This window comes from Bradyrhizobium sp. SZCCHNR2028, assembly GCF_032380995.1.
Classification (GTDB): domain Bacteria; phylum Pseudomonadota; class Alphaproteobacteria; order Rhizobiales; family Xanthobacteraceae; genus Bradyrhizobium.
The window spans coordinates 1-5,119 of the sequence record NZ_JAUHJF010000044.1; the positions used below are offsets into that span (position 1 = coordinate 1).

Sequence of the window (5,119 nt, forward strand, 5' to 3'; positions counted from 1 at the left end):
TACGGTTCCTGGGAGGGGCCGTTGAAGCCCTCGACGGAATGGCGCTTTCATCTCGACATCATGCGCGGCCGTCCGGATGTCGGCGGCGTCGTTCACACGCATTCCACCTATGCCACCGTGCTCGCCATCGCGCGCAAGCCGATACCGGCCTGTCACTACATGATGGCGGCGTTCGGCGGCACCGACATCCGCTGCGCCGGCTATGCGCGTTTCGGCACGGCCGAATTGTCCGAACTCGCGCTCGCGGCGCTCGAGGGACGCAACGGCTGCCTGCTCGCCAATCACGGCATGATCGCGGTCGGTGCCAATCTCGACAAGGCGATGTGGCTCGCGGTCGAGCTCGAGACCATCGCCCGGCAATATTATCTGTCGCTCGCGCTGGGCCAGCCGCACATCCTGGGCGACGCCGAGATCGCCGAGACGGCGCAGGGGTTTTCGACCTACGGGCTGCAGGAGCCGAAGGCGAAAGCGGCGAAGCCGGCCAAGGCGACGGCAAAGGCGCGCGCCGCCGCGCGCAGCAAGCCAGAGAAGAAGCGCAGCAGCAAGCGATGAATGCGACGGTCTCACGCAGCGGAACCGATCACGGTCTGTTGGACCTCGCCGTGATCGGCGGCGGCATCAATGGCGCTGGTATCGCCCGTGATGCCGCCGGCCGCGGCCTGAAGGTGCTGTTGTGCGAGAAGGACGATTTCGCCGAGGGCACCTCGTCGCGATCGGGCAAGCTGATTCATGGCGGCTTGCGCTATCTGGAGTACTACGAATTCCGCCTGGTGCGCGAGGCCCTGATCGAGCGCGAGGTGCTGCTGGCCTCGGCGCCGCACATCATCTGGCCGATGCGCTTCGTGTTGCCGCACTCGCCGGAGCAGCGTCCCGCCTGGCTGGTGCGCGCCGGGCTGTTCCTCTACGACCATCTCGGCGGCCGCAAGCAGCTGCCAGCGAGCCGCAACGTCGATCTCGCGCATGAGCCGGAGGGCGCGCCGCTGCGCCCCGAATTCCGGCGCGGCTTCGAATATTCGGACTGCTGGGTCGACGATGCCAGGCTGGTGATCCTCAATCTCGTCGATGCCGCACGCAAGGGCGCGACGATCCTGCCGCGCACCCGCGCCGTGAGCGCACGGCGAGAGAATGGCGTCTGGCGGCTGGAGATGCGCTCCGAGAGCGGCGAGCTGCAGACCGTCAGCGCGCGGGCGCTGGTCAACGCCGCAGGTCCCTGGGTGCAGGACGTGGTGCAGGGCGTCGCCGGGCTCAACTCGGCGCACAATGTGCGGCTCGTGAAAGGCAGCCATCTCGTGGTGCCAAAATTCTGGAGCGGATCGCAGGCCTATCTGCTGCAGAACACAGATCGCCGCGTCATTTTCGTCAATCCTTATGAGACCGATCTGGCGCTGATCGGGACCACTGACATCGTGCATGACGGCCGCGCGGAAGACGTTGCGATCGACGGTGCCGAAGTCGACTATCTGCTCGCCGTGCTCGACCGCTATTTCCGGGCTGCGCCCGGCAAGGGGGATATCATTCACGCCTTCTCGGGGGTGCGGCCGCTCTATGACGACAACGCCGACAATCCGTCGGCGGTGACGCGCGACTACGCGTTCGAGGTACATGGTGCACCCGGGCAGCCGCCGCTGCTGTCGATCTTCGGCGGCAAGATCACGACGTTTCGCCGGCTTGCCGAACAAGCGATGGAGCGCCTCGCGCCATGGTTTCCGCAGCTGGCGTCGGCATGGACGGCGGGCGCGTGTCTTCCGGGCGGCGATCTCGGTGCGCCGTTCGATCAGTTCCTTGCTGATCTCGCCGGCGAGTATCCGGGATTGCCGCCGGCGGTGCTGGCACATTATGCGCGGCTCTACGGCACCCGGGCGCGCGACCTGCTCGGAGCATCCCGCAACGTCGGCGATCTCGGCCGCCATTTCGGTTCCTCCTTTTATGAGCGCGAGCTCGTTTTTCTGCGCGAGCAGGAGTGGGCCGTCACGGCCGCCGACGTCCTCGACCGGCGCACCAAGCACGGCCTGCATCTGAGCCGTGCCGAGCGCGAGGCGTTCGAGCATCAGCTCTGACCGCGTCTTGACGCCTCGAGCCCTTCCGCGACCGCCGCAGCGCTTGGCGGGTGCCGATGACACGCCCCGGCAAACCGTGCTATCGAGCGCCCGCGATATGGATCGCGACGCGCCTGGAGACGCGGAATTCGGCACAATCCGGACCTTTCGCCGATGCTTGACGCGCCGATCGATTCACAATCAAACCGCCCGACGACCTCCTGAATTCGACGCCATGCGGGACCAGATCAAAGCGAGAGCCGACCATCGGCGCGGTCCGCGGCAGGCAGGCATTGTCGACGCCTGGACCAGGGCCGCGTCCGGATCGTGGATGGATCGGCGCTGGACCCCCTGGATCATCGTGCTGAGCGGCCTCGTGCTGGCGCTGCTGTGTGATGCCTTCGTGGCGCACATGCTTTCCGTCAACTATCGGGAGACCTATCGGGCCACCGAGGCCGCCAACGGCGATCTTGCCCGCGCGCTCGAAGAATACATGTTGCGCAACATCCAGGGCGTCGACGTGCTCTTGAACACGACGATCGACAGTCTCAAGCAGGACCCATCGCTGCTCACCGCCGGCAATCCGGCGCTGATCGACGAGCTGAAGCGCAGGGTGGCGCCGTATCCAGCCGCGGGCGGCATCGTCGTGATTGATGCGGACGGCAACCTGCTCGGCGACAGCGCCGGCAACGGAGTTCCCGGCCGCGAGAACAATTTCGCCGATCGGGCCTATTACAAGGTCCAGCGCGATGACCCCGGCCGCGGCCTGTTCATCGACGTGCCGGTGGCCTCGCGTGTGAACAAGGGTCTGTTCATCGCGGTGAGCCGCGCCTTGATGATGCCGGGCGGACGTTTCGCCGGCGTGATCGTCGTGGCCGTCGACTACGAGAATCTGCGGCAGTTCTTTCTGTCGCTGAACGTCGGGCAGCGCGGAACGGTGACGCTCTATCGAGACGATGGCACGATCCTGCTGCGCTCGCCGAACGCCGACGATTTTGCCGGCCGCAACGTTCGGTCCAATCGTCTGTTCAGCCAATATCTCCCGCAGGCGCCTCACGGCAGCTTCGAGGGCAGCGGCATGACGGATGGCACGTCGCGGAGCATCAGCTATCGACGCGTCGCCGGCCTGCCGCTGGTGGTGACCGTGGCGCGCGATCCGGTCGAGTATCTGGCCGGCTGGAAACACAACGCGCTGTACTACAGCGCCATCGCCGCCGGGCTCAATCTGCTGATCTCGGGATTCGGCCTCGTCCTGGCGCGGCAATGGCGGCTGCGCGCGGCATCCGAGCAGGCGCTGCGCGACAATTTCGAGCAGCATCTGCTGGTCACGGAGAACGTGCCCGCGTTGATCGTCCAGGTCGGCGCCGACGGCGACATCCGCTACGCCAATCGTGTCGCACGCGAATGGTACGCGCAGCCGCCCACCGGAGCCGGCCGCAGCCGCAGGATCGACGACTACATCGATCCCGCGCGACGTGGCGAGGTGAGGCCGAAGATCGAGGCCGCGCTGGCCGGCCGCACCGCGGGCGGCGAGGAGAAGATCGCGTTTCCCGACGGCCGTGAACGCTGGTGCCAGACCATTCGGGTGCCGGATCGCAGCCAGGATGGCACGGTGCGCGGCTATTTCGTGCTGTCGGTCGACATCACCGAGCGCAAGCGCATCGAGGACGAATTGCGCCAGGCCCAGAAGATGGAGGCCGTCGGCCAGCTGGCCGGCGGCATCGCGCACGATTCCAACAACATGCTGGCGGCGACGCTCGGCAATCTGGATCTGCTGCTCGACGCGTTGCCGCCCGCCGATGTCTCCTGCCGCAGCATGGTCGAGCGGGCGATCGAGGCGGCGGAGCGGGTCGCCGATCTCAACCGGCGGCTGCTGGCCTTCGCCCGCAAGCAGGCGCTGCAGCCGCAGATCACCGACGTAAATCAGTTGGTCAGCGGGATGACGACGATCCTGCAGCGGACGCTCGGCGAGAACATCGAGATCGAATTGGCGCAGGATCCGATGCTGTGGCACTGCCTGATCGACCCGACGCAATTGCAGAACGCGCTGCTCAACCTGGCGCTCAACGCGCGCGATGCGATGGATGGCGGCGGTCGACTGACGATCACGACGACGAATGCCGTGCTCGACCAGCCGCTCGATGACGGCGACGAGCGCATCATGCCCGGGGACTACGTGACGATCGCGGTGTCGGACATGGGGGCCGGCATGCCGCCCGAGATCGCGCGCCGCGCCTTCGAGCCGTTCTTCACCACCAAGGAGTTCGGCAAGGGCAGCGGCCTCGGCCTCAGCATGGTCTATGGCTTTGCGCGGCAATCGGGAGGCACGGTGCTGATCGACAGCCGGGTGGCGGAGGGCACGTGCGTCACGCTGTATCTGCCGAGCGCGGGGCCGGGCGTCACCGGTCGCACGCGCGCCGGCGCGGCGCGGCTGGCGCGGCCGCAGACCGGCGAACGGATCCTGGTCGTGGAGGACAATCCGCTGGTGGGCGCCATGGCATCGACCATGCTGACATCGATGGGCTACAGCCTGGTCGTCGTCACCAACGTGGCCGCGGCGATTGCCGAGCTGGAGCGGTCGGACCCGGTCGCGCTGCTGCTGACCGACATTCTCCTGCCGGATGCCCTGACCGGCATCGACCTGGCGCGCGAGGTGCGCCGCAGATGGCCCGATCTGCCCATCGTCTTCATGTCCGGCTTCGCCGACCCCTCGCTGGTGCCGGAGGAATTCCGGGCGACGACCAGGCTTCTCGCCAAGCCGTTCCGGCTGAGCCAATTGTCGGAGGCGATTGTGTCGGCCTTGGCCGGCAGGACAGCGACGTGAGCCCGCAGCGATCATGCGGTGAGCGATCCGTCGTTCGCCCCGATCCACAGCGCCGTCCGGGCGAGCCGTCTCCGCCTCGCGGCGCGTGATGCGTCCGAGCTGTGCCGGTGGTTTCGCCCTCTCGACAACGAGGGCGCGGGGAATGCCGGGCGCTGGCCGCACCCATGGCCCGCCAGCGAAAGAAAATGCAGGCGGCAGGTACCACAGATCCTATGGGGCGGCGGGTGGTCAAGAAGGGTTAGGATTGGATTTCCGAACC

3 protein-coding genes are annotated in these 5,119 nt (G+C 67.0%); all 3 read left to right on the forward strand.

Annotated features, from left to right (window positions below; all coding sequences use genetic code 11):
- A partial coding sequence (locus tag QX121_RS31485) for a class II aldolase/adducin family protein (RefSeq protein WP_315813907.1) occupies positions 1-552 on the forward strand: 552 nt, incomplete at its 5' end.
- Positions 549-2,057, forward strand: coding sequence for a glycerol-3-phosphate dehydrogenase (locus tag QX121_RS31490; protein WP_315773099.1), 1,509 nt, complete (start codon positions 549-551; stop codon positions 2,055-2,057). The genes QX121_RS31485 and QX121_RS31490, both read left to right, overlap by 4 nt.
- 310 nt (positions 2,058-2,367) lie before the next feature.
- Entirely contained in the window at positions 2,368-4,860 is a 2,493-nt protein-coding gene (locus tag QX121_RS31495; protein ID WP_315813908.1) for a hybrid sensor histidine kinase/response regulator, read from the forward strand.
- Positions 4,861-5,119: the final 259 nt, after the last annotated feature.

Coding starts and splice junctions, on each gene's coding strand:
- QX121_RS31490 (WP_315773099.1), top strand. CDS start 549: ATGAATGCGACGGTCTCACGCAGCGGAACCGATCACGGTCTGTTGGAC.
- QX121_RS31495 (WP_315813908.1), top strand. CDS start 2,368: ATGGATCGGCGCTGGACCCCCTGGATCATCGTGCTGAGCGGCCTCGTG.